Annotated in this window: 13 protein-coding genes and 2 riboswitches; of the genes, 9 read left to right on the forward strand and 4 right to left on the reverse strand. The window is 46.2% G+C overall.

Annotation, left to right across the window (positions count from 1 at the left end; genetic code table 11):
- Nucleotides 1–92: 92 nt before the first annotated feature.
- Together INR79_RS10190 and INR79_RS10195 are read right to left on the reverse strand one after the other, a co-directional pair.
- Entirely contained in the window at nt 93–722 is a 630-nt protein-coding gene (locus INR79_RS10190) for a response regulator (protein WP_223093996.1), read from the reverse strand.
- Nucleotides 719–2,104, reverse strand: a complete 1,386-nt coding sequence (locus INR79_RS10195) for a cache domain-containing protein (RefSeq protein ID WP_223096992.1) — start codon at nt 2,102–2,104, stop codon at nt 719–721. Before INR79_RS10195 ends, INR79_RS10190 begins: the two co-directional genes overlap by 4 nt.
- A 213-nt stretch (nt 2,105–2,317) precedes the next feature.
- Between INR79_RS10195 and INR79_RS10200 the strand changes: the two genes are divergently transcribed.
- From INR79_RS10200 to INR79_RS10225, 6 genes are all read left to right on the forward strand, one after another.
- The gene (locus INR79_RS10200) at nt 2,318–3,394 is read left to right on the forward strand and encodes a TRAP transporter substrate-binding protein (RefSeq protein WP_223093998.1); all 1,077 of its coding nucleotides are present in this window, start codon (nt 2,318–2,320) and stop codon (nt 3,392–3,394) included.
- 62 nt (nt 3,395–3,456) lie between these two features.
- Complete coding sequence (locus INR79_RS10205; RefSeq protein WP_223094000.1) at nt 3,457–3,999, forward strand: TRAP transporter small permease subunit; 543 nt, start codon at nt 3,457–3,459, stop codon at nt 3,997–3,999.
- Nucleotides 3,986–5,371 (forward strand): TRAP transporter large permease subunit, encoded by a 1,386-nt coding sequence (locus INR79_RS10210; RefSeq protein WP_223094002.1) that lies wholly within the window; start codon nt 3,986–3,988, stop codon nt 5,369–5,371. Before INR79_RS10205 ends, INR79_RS10210 begins: the two co-directional genes overlap by 14 nt.
- A 212-nt stretch (nt 5,372–5,583) precedes the next feature.
- A complete protein-coding gene (locus INR79_RS10215) occupies nt 5,584–6,108 on the forward strand; it encodes a hypothetical protein (RefSeq protein ID WP_262415331.1) in 525 nt (174 codons plus the stop codon).
- Nucleotides 6,109–6,254: 146 nt separating this feature from the next.
- Nucleotides 6,255–6,339, forward strand: a riboswitch (glycine riboswitch).
- A 2-nt stretch (nt 6,340–6,341) separates the two neighbouring features.
- Nucleotides 6,342–6,421, forward strand: a riboswitch (glycine riboswitch).
- Between the two features lie 116 nt (nt 6,422–6,537).
- Nucleotides 6,538–7,914, forward strand: a complete 1,377-nt coding sequence (locus tag INR79_RS10220) for an alanine/glycine:cation symporter family protein (RefSeq protein ID WP_223094004.1) — start codon at nt 6,538–6,540, stop codon at nt 7,912–7,914.
- 145 nt (nt 7,915–8,059) lie between these two features.
- Entirely contained in the window at nt 8,060–8,968 is a 909-nt protein-coding gene (locus INR79_RS10225) for an alpha/beta fold hydrolase (protein WP_223094006.1), read from the forward strand.
- On the opposite strand, the gene INR79_RS10230 is transcribed toward INR79_RS10225, so the two are convergent.
- Nucleotides 8,965–9,597, reverse strand: a complete 633-nt coding sequence (locus INR79_RS10230) for a LysE family translocator (protein ID WP_223094008.1) — start codon at nt 9,595–9,597, stop codon at nt 8,965–8,967. The genes INR79_RS10225 and INR79_RS10230 overlap by 4 nt on opposite strands.
- Before the next feature lie 183 nt (nt 9,598–9,780).
- Between INR79_RS10230 and INR79_RS10235 the strand changes: the two genes are divergently transcribed.
- The gene (locus INR79_RS10235; RefSeq protein ID WP_223094010.1) at nt 9,781–11,262 is read left to right on the forward strand and encodes a carboxypeptidase M32; all 1,482 of its coding nucleotides are present in this window, start codon (nt 9,781–9,783) and stop codon (nt 11,260–11,262) included.
- 79 nt (nt 11,263–11,341) lie between these two features.
- Nucleotides 11,342–11,794: a GNAT family N-acetyltransferase gene (locus INR79_RS10240; protein WP_223094012.1), complete on the forward strand. Its 453-nt coding sequence runs from the start codon at nt 11,342–11,344 to the stop codon at nt 11,792–11,794.
- A 110-nt stretch (nt 11,795–11,904) separates the two neighbouring features.
- On the opposite strand, the gene INR79_RS10245 is transcribed toward INR79_RS10240, so the two are convergent.
- Nucleotides 11,905–12,762, reverse strand: coding sequence for an AraC family transcriptional regulator (locus INR79_RS10245; protein ID WP_223094014.1), 858 nt, complete (start codon nt 12,760–12,762; stop codon nt 11,905–11,907).
- A 165-nt stretch (nt 12,763–12,927) separates the two neighbouring features.
- Between INR79_RS10245 and INR79_RS10250 the strand changes: the two genes are divergently transcribed.
- Nucleotides 12,928–13,644, forward strand: coding sequence for a sugar isomerase domain-containing protein (locus INR79_RS10250; protein WP_223094016.1), 717 nt, complete (start codon nt 12,928–12,930; stop codon nt 13,642–13,644).
- Nucleotides 13,645–13,727: the final 83 nt, after the last annotated feature.

The raw sequence follows: 13,727 nt of genomic DNA on the forward strand, positions 1-13,727 counted from the left end.
TTTGGGCTTAAAATCCAGCGTGAAAACGTCGCGATCCAGTTTTTAGTACTGTTCTAATCATAGGATTAAATACTGAACCCGCGAGTTAAATTTCAATGTACCAGCCCTTTTTCAAGTGCGAGCTTAACCAGCATGGCGGTTGACGTTGCTCCTAGTTTCTTTTTGATCCTTAACCTGTGGGTCTCGACTGTACGAACACTGATATGCAGGGAGTGGGCAATTTCTTTATTGCAGGCACCGTCTACAATCGCCTTGAGAACATCCGATTCACGTTTCGACAGCGTGTCATCTTTCGGCTGAGGCTTTTCATTGATTTGCTCCAGCAAGCGATCGGATGCCTGAGGGCAAAGGTAAGACCTTCCCTGCGCGACCTGATTGATCGCCATCACCAGCTCTTCCGACCCGACATCTTTCAACACATACCCTTTCGCCCCAGCTTTTACCGAGCGAACCACATAGTCGCGGCTGTCGTGCATGGAAAGCATGATGACACCCGTTTTGGACGCCCTACTTTCTAACTTTTCCAACACCTCAATCCCGTTAAGGTTGGGCATGTTGATATCCAGTAGCAAAACGTCAGGTTTCAGAGATAGTGTGGTTTCCAGTGCGTCCGTTCCGGTGCCGACACACGCCAGTATGTCGAGGTTGTCTTCCCGTTCAAGGCGAGATTTCAGACCATCCTGCATAAGGCGATGATCATCCGCCAATACCAATCTAATCATACAAACTCCATGTTCAAACTTACGCGTACTTCCGTTCCTTCCCCTGGGGTACTGGTGACATTGAATGAGCCTCCAATTGCCTGAATACGCTCTTTCATGTTTTGTAACCCCATGTGCTCAAAAGTGGCTTTCACTTTTTTTCCGTTCTTAAGTGCTTTGGTAGAAATGCCTTTGCCATCGTCACTGACGGTTAAGATTAACTGCTTCCCTTCTCGCTGCATTACTACGTCAACTCCTTGAGCGTTGGCATGTTTTTCTACATTGTGCAGTGCTTCCTGCATTACTCTGTAGAGAGTGGTCTCCACTTCCGGCAGAAGATCGACGCCTTCGATGTCATGTTCGAAAATCAGTTCAAGCTGAGAACGCTCTCGCAGGTCATTGATGAAAGCTTCTATACCCGCAACCAGACCTAAATCGTCGAGTTGAGGGGGTCTTAAATCCCGCGAGATCCTTCTAAGTTCAACAATCGCCAGCTCCATCGCGTCTTTGCTGGCATCCAGCTCCTGCTCTTTTTTCCCGTCATCGGTTTCTTTAGACACGTTGTCTAAACGGTATTTCGCTGCCACTAAAAGTTGATTCACCCCATCGTGTAGCTCGCGCGACACCCGGTGCCTTTCATTTTCCTGAGAATCAATAATCTGCTGATTCAAAATGCTTAACTGCTGGTTCGCCAGGCGACGTACATTCAGGTTGAGCGACGCCCCAAGTGCGGCAATCGCCGAAATGGCGATAAACATCACCACAAACAGCGCGGTGCTGGTTTTCCCAATATTTTCATCGAATCCATTTTCCATATGGGCAACTTGTTGTTCTATGTCGTCCAAATACACCCCTGTTCCCACCATCCACTGCCATTTATCCAGTGAAACAGCATAACTGAGTTTGGGCAGCGGCTCTTTCTTCGACGGTTTATGCCACAGATAATCGACAAATCCACCGCCCTCTCGCCCGACTCGTATCAATTCCTGCAACAGCTTTTTGCCCTGAACATCTTCAACATTCCACCAGTTTTTTCCTATTCGCTCTGTTTGATAAGGCAACACCAGTGCATCGCCGTCCCATGTATAGGCAAAGAAGTAACCGTCGCTTCCATACGTGAGCTGGCTCAATTTTTCGGTCACGATTTGCTTGGCAACTTCCGGTGGCAGGCTTTCATCCTGGTAGTAAGGCTCGATACTTTTGATTGCCATTTCTACGTACTGCTTCAATTCTTGTTTCTTCACGGCAAGTACATTGTTTCGAGTAAGCGAGACCTGCTCTTCAACCAATTGTTTTGCTTGAGTAAAAAGAATCGTAGCGACAACAATCACCACCAGAACAAGGGGGACGATAGACAGCAAAATGATGTTTATCGAGAGTCTTCGGTTACTGATTAATCCCATTAATTCACCCAGAACAGTACGTAGTTTTACTGACATTTTGTTCGGAAAACTGCACTTTTTACCGACAAAATTTGCGCAGTTATCCCAATAGAGAGGAATCTGTCCCGTCTCTACACTTAGCATCAAATGTAACACTGCGTTAACAAAAGTGATTACGCCGCGTTCACATTTCTTGGTATTTACACGGATAGTAACCTGACTAAGGAGAGCCCCATGACGTTCAGAAAAGTCGCCATCTCAACCACACTCGCTATCGCCGCTACCAGCCTTGCTATTTCAGCTCACGCAAAGGATAAGAAAGTCCTGCTAAAGACCCCTATTGCGTTTGGCAGCCACCTTCCTGCACTGGGCAGCCCGATTCAATGGTATGCCGACCACATCACCAAAACATCGGGCGGCACCATCAAGATGAAAATCTACGAACCAGGTAAGCTGGTGAATCCCGCCGAAATTCTGGATGCCGTTTCTACCGGCAAGGTGAATTCAGGTTATTCCACAGCTGGCTACTGGCAAGGCAAGCTGCCCGCATCAGCACTGTTTTCTGCCGTGCCTTTTGGTCCTGAAGCGGGTGAATATATGGCGTGGCTGTTCTTTGGCAATGGCTTAAAGCTGTATCAGGAAATGTACGATCAGGGGGGATACAACGTTAAAGTGCTCCCTTGTGCCATTATTTCTCCGGAAACCTCTGGCTGGTTCCGCAAACCGATTGAAAAGCCTGAAGATCTGAAAGGGCTAAACATGCGCTTCTTTGGTCTGGGCGCATCGGTGATGGAAAAACTGGGAGTGGGCACTGTTCAGCTACCGGGTGGAGAGATATTTGGTGCCTTAGAAAAAGGGGCGATAGACGCATCTGAGTTCTCTCAGCCAGCCATCGACCAGCGACTGGGTTTTCATAAGGTCGCGAAATACAACTACTTCCCGGGCTGGCACCAGCAATCGACGGTTTTCGAACTTCTGATCAACAAAGATACCTGGAACAAGATGAGTGACAGTCAGCAGGCATCGGTAGAGACCACCTGCATGGCAACCATGACCTATTCCATTGCAGAAGGTGAAGCACTTCAGTTCTCCGCCATGCAGAAAGCAAAAGAGCAAGGTGTGGAAATCCGATACTGGAACGATGAGATGCTGAACCTGTTCCGCACGACCTGGCTGGATGTGGTCGATGAAAAAGTCGCCGCAGACCCGTTTTTTGCCAAAGTGTGGAAAGACCTAAGCGAGTTCCGCGAAGGTTATGCGCTGTGGCAGGCGAACGGCTTCCTGCCTCGCGCGACACAGAACCAGCAATAACCCTGTGAATTGGGCTGAATGGTCGGTGCTCGATGCCGACCATTTGCTGTAAGGAGTAACCAATGAACAAGGTGCTTGCTATGACCCCAACACCCCCGCTTTATCAACAAATAGAGACGTTTATTACCGCCGTCAGCCGATGGCTGGCATGGACCAACTTTGCCTTAGTTGCCGTAATCATCATTCAGGTGGTTCTCAGGAAAGTGTTTTCAAACGGACAAATTGCACTGGAAGAGTTGCAGTGGCATTTGTACGCGACCGCCGTGATGTTTGGCACCGCATACGCTCAGGTGACAAACCTTCATGTTCGCGTCGACCTGTTCTACCACAAATTTTCTGAGCGCAGAAAAGCCCTTGTCGACTTCTTTGGACTGACGTTTCTCGCCATTCCTTTTGTCATTATCGTGATTCTTCACTCTTACGATTTCGCGTACGAGTCCTGGCGGGTGAACGAAAGCTCTGCTTCACCATCCGGCTTGCCTTATCGCTGGCTAATTAAAAGTGTCATTCCGCTGAGCTTTAGTCTTCTGCTTCTCTCCATGCTTGCAAGGCTTCTGCGCAACATTGAAACATTATTTAAAGGAGGCACGCATGGAAGCAAATGAGTGGATCGTCATCGCCATGTTTGGCTCTTTTATCCTGCTGCTCTTCACAGGGATACCCGTTGCTTATGTTTTAGGGGGAATCGGCGTCATATTCGCTGCTGTAGGTTATTTTGCCGATATCTATCTGGATACGTTTACCGGGCTCGATTACACCAGTCTGGGTCTGGTGGTCAACCGTATCTACAAGATTATGGATAACTGGATTCTGGTTGCCCTGCCCATGTTTATTTTTATGGGAAACATGCTCGACAAATCGGGCATTGCCGAAAAGCTGATGGCGTCTATGCAGGCGTTGTTTGGCAAGGTGCATGGAGGTCTGGCGATTACCGTTATGGCGATCGGCATTATTCTCGCCGCGTCGACAGGCATTATTGGCGCATCGGTTGTGCTCCTTACCGTGATGTCGCTGCCCAGTATGATGCGACAGGGTTATCACCTTCCTCTTGCGCTTGGTACTGTGGCTTCCGCTGGCACACTGGGAATCTTACTGCCACCTTCTATCATGCTTGTGATCATGGCGGATCAGCTTGGGCTTTCTGTTGGCGACCTGTTTATGGGGGCCATCATGCCCGGATTATTGTTAGGTAGCCTGTACATTCTTTATATCCTGTTTGTTGGAAAAGTAACGCCAGATAAAGCCCCCGTCCCTAACGATGTAGAGCCTGTCGACTGGAATTTGATCTTGCAGGTTTTCAAAGACATCACTCCAACGGTGGTGTTGATATTGTGCGTGCTAGGTTCCATATTTGCCGGCGTCGCCACACCTACGGAAGCGTCAGGCATTGGTGCTCTTGGGGCAACATTGCTCGCGGCGTACAATAGGAAACTGAACCTGAAAGTGTTGAAAGAAGTGCTTCTTGCTTCCTATGGCACCACCGCTTACATCTTCATGATTTTCCTTGGAGCTTCCTGCTTCGCTTTGGTGCTGAGAGAGTTGGGAGGAGACGAACTCATCGAATCATTCCTGAGTGGCTTGCCTTTCGGACCATACGGAATCATCACCTTTATCCTGATGATTGTGTTTTTGCTTGGCTTCTTCTTGGACTGGATTGAGATCACTTTGATTGCGTTACCTTTATTGGCTCCGGTCATCTCAAGCTTAGGCATTGAATTAGACGGCCATGGTGTGGTCGACAACCCCAGTTTGGTGTGGTTTGTTATGCTGGTTGCCATGGCTTTGCAAACCAGTTTCCTGACGCCTCCAGTTGGTTTCGCGTTGTTCTATTTAAAAGGCGTCTGCCCAGATGGCGTTGCACTCAGGGACATTTATCGCGGCGTTATCCCTTTTATCGTTATTCAGCTTATCGCTCTTATCTGTTTGGTTGTTTGGCCACAGCTCGTCTTGTGGTTCCCGAGTGTCGCCTACGGATAATTTTCAAACCGTCAGCCTCCCCCTTTGGAGGCTGGCTCGTGACCCTCTGTTGTCTCTAAATTGCAAATGGCTTCTATCAGTTACATTGAAAGAAAGAGTGCATCGTAACATTCCACCCGAAACCATGATTTCGATTGCAGAGCAAAGTGCATATTTGCAGTATCTCGCACTAACCGAACTCATTTAGAACCTACCCAATCTATGGTCATTGAATGTTGAAGAGAATCTTGGCTACAGCATTGTTTTGCTCTGTTGTTATCGCTACTACTTTTAAATTCTCTGTTTCCGAAGAAAGGCTAATGCTCTGTGCCTTAGGAGCAGATGTCAGCTTGCTAAGCGAAAAAGGCTGCTACCAATATTTCTACGTTTTCGGCGTATCTTCTGAGCTGAAAGACATTGTGCAAAGAGGATACGGCATTAGCCCGATATTAAGCGCAAATACAGAAACACGGTTCTTGATCGCCAAGCAGCTCATCTCATCAGGGGTAGACATCAATCAGCCAAACCCGACGGATGGTCTCAATATGCCCCCTATTCACAGCACAATATTGCAAGACGACCTGGAAGGGTTTAACTGGTTGGTCAGAAACGGTGCAGACTTGAATATTATTTACGAGCAGACAGGTGAAGATGTACTGGCCTTCTTAAACGCCATGTATCTAGAACATCCCACGCACAATCGTCAGCACATGAGAGAGCTTATCTTAAACTCCCCGATCATTTATTCAGGATCTTGAGGGCATCACTGGTTCCTCTAAAAAATCATCATCCCATCCAATCGTTTGCATTGCTCATCAATTAAGCAAACAGATTTTTCACTACTGACAATCCCCCTTTCTTTTTGTACGATGCGCAGCTTAAAGTCGAAAGACTTTTGTTCCAGTGAAGATGAACAGGAGAGAGACATACCCTAGTGTATGTCCGCCGAAGAATTAATTATTTCAGGCAAAGTGGACTGTCGTTGGAGGAACCTCTGGAGAGAACCGTTAAATCGGTCGCCGAAGGAGCAAGCTTCGAAAGAAGTGAAACTCTCAGGCAAAAGGACAGAGGAGTGAAAGGCAACATTTTTAACCCATTACTGGGAAAATCATCCGTTTTTTGGGATCTGCTTTTGTAGAAACCTCCTTTCTCTCTTCTCCTTATGTTGTTGTAATTAAGGGGAAATCATGCAAGAACTGCATTCTATTTTACTTACCATTGATAATCTGGTCTGGGGACCGCCACTGCTTTTACTGCTGGTGGGAACAGGCGCTTACTTTACATTCAAACTGAACCTGATTCAGTTCCGCCACTTACCGAAAGCACTGAAAATGGTGTTTGGCAAAGATCCGTCTTCTGGCAATGGGGATGTCTCCAGCTTTGCTGCTTTGTGCACTGCCCTTTCCGCGACTATCGGCACCGGTAACATTGTGGGTGTCGCAACCGCAATCAAATTGGGTGGACCGGGCGCACTTTTCTGGATGTGGCTTGCCGCTCTGTTTGGAATGGCGACCAAATACGCTGAGTGCTTGCTTGCCGTGAAGTACCGCCAGAAGGACAGCAAAGGTCAGATGGTCGGCGGTCCTATGTACTATCTGCGTGACGGTGTTGGATCAAAGTGGCTGGCGTCTCTGTTCGCGATCTTTGCTTTGGGTGTGGCGTGTTTTGGTATCGGAACCTTTCCTCAAGTTAACGCGATATTGGATGCCACGCAGCTTTCATTTGGCTTACCGCGTGAAATTTCTGCCGTTGTTCTAACCCTTCTTGTTGCTTTCGTCACGCTTGGAGGCATTCAGTCCATTGCACGCGTCGCAGGTAAAGTCGTCCCGACAATGGCTCTGCTCTACATTGGCGCGTGCGTGAGCGTGCTGGCAATGAATGCCGACCAAGTCATTCCTGCCATTCAGCTCGTACTGAACTCTGCGTTTACCAACACGGCTGCTACTGGCGGTTTCTTGGGTGCAAGCATTATGCTGGCGATTCAATCTGGTATAGCACGCGGTGTGTTCTCGAATGAATCTGGTCTCGGAAGCGCGCCTATTGCAGCGGCAGCCGCGAAAACCGATTCTTGTGTGAAGCAAGGGCTGATTTCGATGACGGGCACCTTCTTCGACACCATTATCATTTGCACCATGACGGGTCTAACTCTGATTCTGACGGGGGCATGGCAAGGTGATTTGGCGGGTGCAGAAATGACGACCTCCGCTTTCGCAATGGGGCTAAGTTCAGAAACCTTTGGTCCGATGCTGGTTTCCGTCGGGCTTATCTTCTTTGCTTTCACGACGATTTTGGGCTGGAACTACTACGGTGAACGCTGCGTGGTGTACCTAATGGGCACCAAGGCGGTTCTGCCGTATAAGATTGTGTTTGTTTTACTGGTGGCATCTGGTGCCTTCCTGAAGCTGGATATGATTTGGCTGATTGCCGACATCGTGAATGGCTTGATGGCTATTCCTAACCTGATCGGTCTGATTGCTTTACGACACGTTGTATTAGAAGAAACCCGACTCTTCTTTGAAAAAGTTGCGGAGCCTTCACAATTAGTGGCAAAACATCAAAACTAATAAAATAACCATTGAGAGCCCGGATAAAATCCGGGCTTTTTTATTTTCATAGAAAATATCAATTAGAAAATAATTTTAAAATTTATTTAGATCTTATAAAAATATTTCTTTAGTTTATTCTCTAAACACCTTAGGAGAATAACTTATGAACCACTTCCCATTTAAAAGCCAACAGCACAAAGAAAAATATTTAAATTATTACCAATCCCAGTTAATACATTGGTCAAAGCCCTATAAAGAACTTCAAATAAAAACCGATTTTGGTATCACTAATGTTCGAATTAACGGAGATAAAAACGCTCCTCCATTGATTCTATTTCATGGGGCTGGAACTTGTTCTTTGCAATGGTTATTAAATATTGAAACACTTTCCAAGCACTTCCGTACCTATGCCATTGATGGACTGATTCACCTTGGATGCTTAGGGAAGAGTATTCCAGACAAACCCATTAAAAATGAGCATGATGCTGCAAAATGGATAGACGAATTACTTAAGGGTTTAGGCATTACCGCACCCATTCACATTCTGGGCTCAAGTCATGGGGGTTGGCTTGCTAGTCACTACGCAAAACAAAGACAAGAATCCATTGCCAAGATGGTACTGGTTGCGCCCGCAGGTTCTATTCTTCCTTTGGACAACAAGTATCAATTTCGAAGTATGCTAATGCATATTTTCCCATTTAAATTTGTTCGAAACCGTTATTTCAAATGGGTATTTAAAAATTTATTCAATCAAAACCCTGAGTTATTTTCATCGGTTATACAAGACTTTGATATATCATCAAGAAGTTTTATTCCCATTAATCCTAAAGCGTTACCTAAAGCAGAACCTTTAAATAATCAGGAAATAAAAACCTTAGATATCCCAACCAAAATAATTCTGGCAGAAGATGACGTTATTTACTCTTCCAGAGAAGCCGAATCACGAATTAAAGCATTAAATGAGCAAATAGAGGTACAAACAATAGATGGTGCAGGTCACGATTTGTTGCTGATCCACACCGACTTTATCAATCAACTGGTGGTAGATTTTTTACTTGATTGCCAGCCTTAACGCTCGTCGACCAGCAATTTAACACCCAAGCCAATCAACACCAGCCCTGTGGCACCTTCTATGATTTTTAAGAAGCTTTCACTTTTCAGCAGTTGTTTGGCTTTATTGACCATAACTACTAACCCGCCCTGCCACACCATGGCAATCACAAAATGAATGGTCGCCATCAACATGGATTGAGTCAGTGCGCTGCCTTGTGGATCGATAAACTGAGGCAGAAATGCAAGGTAAAACACCGCCGTTTTGGGGTTAAGAACGTTGGAAAGGAATCCTTCTCTTAGTGCAATTAAGCTGGATACATCACCCGTTTTCTCAGCACTTGTCATGGTGTTCCCATGTGCTCCAAACACTGCGCGAATCGAACTGATGCCCAACCAAATCAGATACGCCGCTCCGACCATCTTCAACGCCATAAACCACTCTGCCGACTGCAACAAAATGGCGGAAATTCCGATGGCAGAAAACGTCGCATGAACAAACAAACCACAGCAAATCCCGAAGCTGGTAAGAAAACCATGCTGACTCCCTGCCCTTGTGGTGTTTCTGATCACCAGTGCAGTGTCTAAACCCGGCGTTAACGTCAGAATGGTAATCGCAATTAAAAAGGCTTCAATATTCAGGATTTGCATCGTATTTCCATATCAATTCGCTCGATGTGAATTTATACCCCAAATCACCCTCAGTCCCAAATTTTGAGCGGCTTGGCTCAGGTCACAGGACAAAAAATATTTACGATTTTGTTCCATGCGATTATGCGCGAGGCTTGGTATAGTTGGCTCCGTCAAAACACCAACCATGTAACAAGGAAAACCATGAGTTACTACAATAAATTGGTAAAACATTGCCAAAAAATATCTCGCTTTGAACACCTTGATGCGATCTGTAGCTGGGACGCCGCCGCTGTGATGCCTTCTGGTGGTAACGAAGCCCGTTCTGAAGCGTTGGCTGAGCTTTCTGTACACCTGCACCAACTTTCTACCAAACCAGAACTGGCGGAGTGGTTCGACAAAGCCGAATCCGAGTCTTTGAGTTCTGATGAAAAAGCCAGCCTTGCGGAAATGAAACGCATCTGGCAACAAAAAACCGTGCTGCCAGACGATCTTGTTGAAGCGCAGTCACTCGCAGGTTCTAAGTGTGAACACGCATGGCGTACCCAACGTGGAGACAACGACTGGGAAGGCTTTGAAAAGAACTGGGCTGAAGTAGTGAAGCTTTCTCAGGAAGAAGCGCAAATCCGCGCAGAAGCAACGGGAAAAACGCCTTACGATGCAATGCTCGACCTTTACGAACCTGGCGTATCAACGGAAGCCCTGGAAACGGTGTTCAGCAATGTGAAAAGCTGGCTTCCTGAGTTGATCAACCAAGTCATCGACAAGCAAGCCAAAGAAGAGATGATTCTGCCTACAGGCACATTTAGCGCAGCAGACCAAAAGGCACTGGGCTTGGATGTCATGAAGCTATTGCAGTTCGATTTTAATCACGGTCGTCTTGATGAAAGTGTCCACCCTTTCTGTGGTGGTGTTCCAACCGATGTTCGCCTGACCACTCGCTACGATGAAAACGACTTTATCCAATCAATGATGGGTACCGTGCACGAAACGGGTCACGCGCGCTACGAGCAAGGTTTACCTAAGAAATTTGCAGGCTTACCTGTAGGTGAAGCGCGTTCTATGGGGATCCATGAGTCGCAATCTCTGTTCTTTGAAATGCAGATTGGTCGCAGCACACCTTTCATCCAGATTTTGGCAGACAAAGCACGCCAGCAATTCCAACGCAGTGAAGACGCATCTTTCTCGGCAGAGAACTTCCATAAGCTATACACTCGCGTTGAAAAAGGCTTTATCCGAGTGGATGCTGACGAACTGACCTACCCAGCTCACGTGATTCTTCGTTACGAAATCGAACGTGATTTGATGAACGGGAAAATCAAGCACACCGACGTACCAGAGCTATGGGCTGAGAAAATGCAAGCTTACCTAGGTTTGGATACTCGTGGTAACTTCACCAATGGCTGTATGCAAGACATTCACTGGACAGACGGCAGCTTCGGTTACTTCCCAAGCTACACACTAGGTGCCATGTATGCCGCTCAAATGATGGCAAGCATGAAGAAAACCGTCGACGTTGAAAGCGTTATCGCCAGCCAGGATCTTTCTCCTATCTTCAATTGGCTAGAAGAGAAAGTATGGAGCCAAGGCTGCTTGCACACCACCGACGATTTGGTGAAACGAGCAACAGGCGAAGTGCTCAACGCAAAGCACTTTAAAGCGCATTTAGAAGGGCGCTACCTGTAATCGAAAAGAGCCGCAATCGCGGCTCTTTTTATAACTAATATCAATAAAATCATTCAAACACATAGTATTTACGAAACTCATGAAGCTAGAAAAAGTAACCCGCGAAAACTTACGTGAAGTTCTCAACCTTGAATTGGCAGACAGTCAGCAAGGCATCGTTTCCTCTAATGCCGTGTCCATGGCACAAGCAGGGCTGCATCCTTATTATCAGCCAAGAGCCATTGTGGTCGATAACCAGATTGTTGGTTTTATCATGTACAGCGAATGGCGCGATGCGGCATGGGCGAAAGAAGAAAAGCTCGGAGAATTCTATATATTTCGAGTGATGGCCGATAAAGAACATCAGGGCAAAGGCTACGCCAGACAGGCCATGAAAGCGACCATAGAAGAAATCAAACAGCAAGGCGCATCGACCATTCATATTGGCTATTCTGAGTCCAACAACGCTGCTCAAGGTCTCTATAAAAGCTTAGGTTTCGTTGAAACAGGTATCGGTGAATGGGGCGATATGATGGCTGAACTGAAGTTTTAATCCGCGGAAATTCACACCAGTACAAAAAACCTTTCCAATAAAAAATGCCAGTTACTCAGTTCAAGGTGGCTGGTATTTCCAATAGCTATTCTTTTGAAAATAAAGTCATTTCACCTAAATCTCTGCCGATATTGACTAGGCGACATACCTTTGTATTTCTTAAACAGCCGGTTGAAGTTAGATCGGTTGGTGTAGCCAACGTTTTCTGCGATTAAGCTTATGGGCTGAGAAGTGGCTGTGAGCAGTTGAGATGCGTGATTCAACCTTAGCTTCATCAAGTAAGAGGTATAGCTTTCGTTAAAGTGTTGAATAAACCAACGATGAATGGTGTTTTCGCTGACGTACATGTAATCCGCAAGGCTCTTTAGCGTGATATCGGATGAGTAATGGTTGTCGATGTACTTACAGACTTGGTCAATTCGGCTGAAATTGCTGTTTGTTTTTTCTCTTTCCCCTTCCGAAAGATAGGAAAGCAAAGTAGTGTGGGATTGGTCGGCACACAAATCCCCAAGAATCTGGATTAATACTGCAAGCTGCCCTATGGGGGTCAGGCTGTTGAAGTTATCAAGATGCTGGAAAACTTTTTCTGCGGTGTCTGCGGAAAACCTCACACCTTTGCTCGCATTTTTAATCACGGGACCTAACTGCCGAAGTTCGACGCAGCTGTACATGAGTTTGGCAATCCATTCCTCGCGAAACCAGATAACGTGAGTTTCACACGGATTTTGTTCACTGGAATTTATCGATTCAAAACTGTGCGCAATACCCGGACCAATCAGAAGCAGTTCATTGTGCTCTATCTGACCTTCAAAATGCCCAACTCTCGATTTGCCCTGAAAGTTTCTGTGTAAAACGAGCTCAAATTCTTGATGGGCATGCCAATATTCTGGCTTCGTCACCTCCTCAAACATCTTATAGCGCCAAGACCAACCGACCCGTTGAGGGACTTTTTGCATCGTTGCTTTCATTTGGATTCGACTCCCACTCACCTATCACTTCGATGTGTTTGGCAGTGATACCACGCACAATTAGTGATAATCAAGAAAAGTATCAATAGTCGATAGGATAGTATCAGGAACGCAATATGGAAGTGTTACGGTTAATAAGTCGGCACAGTAAAGGAGAAACAAAATATGTCCGAGTATTTTAACCGCTTACTGCCAAAGCTCACCTCGCTTGTAGACTCCAATCAGCAAGCTTTGTCTCAGGCAACGGAGCTGTTCACACAGGCTATCGTTGAAGACAACATGATACAGGTTCTGGGAACGGGTCATTCTCATATGATTGGTTTAGAAGGATTTATTCGTGCAGGTGGTCTTGGCAACATCAACGCTATTTTGGATTCGGTATTGCTCACTAACGATGGAGCACTCCGAGGATCGGCAATGGAAAAACTGCCGGGGCTGGCTGAAGTCATCTGGAATGATCAGAACATCTCCCCTAACGATGTGATTATGGTGATTTCCAATTCCGGGCGAAATCCACTTCCCATAGAATTTGCACAAATCGCAAAGTCCAAAGGTCATTCGGTTATCGCGATAACCTCGGTTGAGCAGTCGTCTAAGTATCCGAGCCGTCATAGCTCTGGTCTGAAACTGATGGATATTGCAGATATCGTCATTGATAACCAGGTGCCACCAGGTGATGGGTTGTGTAACGTAAACGGGAAAGTAACGGGGGCATTTTCCAGCATCGCAGGCATTCTGATCATGAATATGCTTGTTGTCGAATCGCAAAAAGAAGCCTTAAAACAAGGTGTCACACCGCTAATTTTCTCCAGTCAGAATGTAGATGGCTTCGATAATGACTACGTGTATCAACACTTCGGTTCACGATTAAAGTCCATGTAAATAATTAAAGCGCTCATATCGATAAAACCAGATATGAGAATTATTCATTCTATCAAATTTACATTCGAAAATGGAGGAATTTA

The organism is Vibrio sp. SCSIO 43132, assembly GCF_019904195.1.
GTDB classification, from domain to species: domain Bacteria; phylum Pseudomonadota; class Gammaproteobacteria; order Enterobacterales; family Vibrionaceae; genus Vibrio; species Vibrio nigripulchritudo.

What these genes read in the sequence shown, in the direction of transcription:
- INR79_RS10235 (WP_223094010.1), top strand. Translation starts at nt 9,781, where the DNA reads ATGAGTTACTACAATAAATTGGTAAAACATTGCCAAAAAATATCTCGC.
- INR79_RS10225 (WP_223094006.1), top strand. Translation starts at nt 8,060, where the DNA reads ATGAACCACTTCCCATTTAAAAGCCAACAGCACAAAGAAAAATATTTA.
- INR79_RS10200 (WP_223093998.1), top strand. Translation starts at nt 2,318, where the DNA reads ATGACGTTCAGAAAAGTCGCCATCTCAACCACACTCGCTATCGCCGCT.
- INR79_RS10210 (WP_223094002.1), top strand. Translation starts at nt 3,986, where the DNA reads ATGGAAGCAAATGAGTGGATCGTCATCGCCATGTTTGGCTCTTTTATC.
- INR79_RS10245 (WP_223094014.1), bottom strand. Translation starts at nt 12,762, where the DNA reads ATGAAAGCAACGATGCAAAAAGTCCCTCAACGGGTCGGTTGGTCTTGG.
- INR79_RS10240 (WP_223094012.1), top strand. Translation starts at nt 11,342, where the DNA reads ATGAAGCTAGAAAAAGTAACCCGCGAAAACTTACGTGAAGTTCTCAAC.
- INR79_RS10190 (WP_223093996.1), bottom strand. Translation starts at nt 722, where the DNA reads ATGATTAGATTGGTATTGGCGGATGATCATCGCCTTATGCAGGATGGT.
- INR79_RS10220 (WP_223094004.1), top strand. Translation starts at nt 6,538, where the DNA reads ATGCAAGAACTGCATTCTATTTTACTTACCATTGATAATCTGGTCTGG.
- INR79_RS10230 (WP_223094008.1), bottom strand. Translation starts at nt 9,597, where the DNA reads ATGCAAATCCTGAATATTGAAGCCTTTTTAATTGCGATTACCATTCTG.
- INR79_RS10215 (WP_262415331.1), top strand. Translation starts at nt 5,584, where the DNA reads ATGTTGAAGAGAATCTTGGCTACAGCATTGTTTTGCTCTGTTGTTATC.
- INR79_RS10195 (WP_223096992.1), bottom strand. Translation starts at nt 2,104, where the DNA reads ATGGGATTAATCAGTAACCGAAGACTCTCGATAAACATCATTTTGCTG.
- INR79_RS10205 (WP_223094000.1), top strand. Translation starts at nt 3,457, where the DNA reads ATGAACAAGGTGCTTGCTATGACCCCAACACCCCCGCTTTATCAACAA.
- INR79_RS10250 (WP_223094016.1), top strand. Translation starts at nt 12,928, where the DNA reads ATGTCCGAGTATTTTAACCGCTTACTGCCAAAGCTCACCTCGCTTGTA.